General features: G+C 53.3%; 1 protein-coding gene. It reads right to left on the bottom strand.

Going from position 1 to position 542, the window contains the following annotated elements; all coding sequences use genetic code 11:
• On the bottom strand, nucleotides 1–542 hold a 542-nt coding region (locus GQA99_RS20210; RefSeq protein WP_170293576.1), incomplete at both ends, for a cadherin-like domain-containing protein.

Here is a 542-nt window from a genome sequence, read left to right as displayed (position 1 = left end):
GTCACAGAGATGGTCAGTGTTGACGTATCGGTGCTTGAGCCATCGGTTAACACATAGGTGATCACCGGCACAGGGCCATTGTAGTTGGCCACTGGCGTGAAGCTGTAAGTGCCGTTGGCATTTAAGGTAAAGCTGCCCACGCCCGTAAGGGTGACGGCTTGACCTAGGGTCAATGGACCGGTAACGCCCTCAATACTGAAGCTTTGAACCGTTACAGGACCGTCCACAGAGCTGGTGCCCGTTAATACGGTGCCTGTGGTCGTGCCGCTGTCTTCATTGACGCTAATGTTTTCATTAGCATCCGTGAAGTTATCGTTCACTGGCGTCACAGAGATGGTCAGTGTTGACGTATCGGTGCTTGAGCCATCGGTTAACACATAGGTGATCACCGGCACAGGGCCATTGTAGTTGGCCACTGGCGTGAAGCTGTAAGTGCCGTTGGCATTTAAGGTAAAGCTGCCCACGCCCGTAAGGGTGACGGCTTGACCTAGGGTCAATGGACCGGTAACGCCCTCAATACTGAAGCTTTGAACCGTTACAGG

It is taken from the genome of Shewanella litoralis, from assembly GCF_009828585.1.
GTDB lineage: Bacteria > Pseudomonadota > Gammaproteobacteria > Enterobacterales > Shewanellaceae > Shewanella > Shewanella litoralis.
The sequence above is the reverse complement of the archived record's forward strand: the minus strand, read 5'-3'. Positions and strand labels throughout refer to the sequence as shown.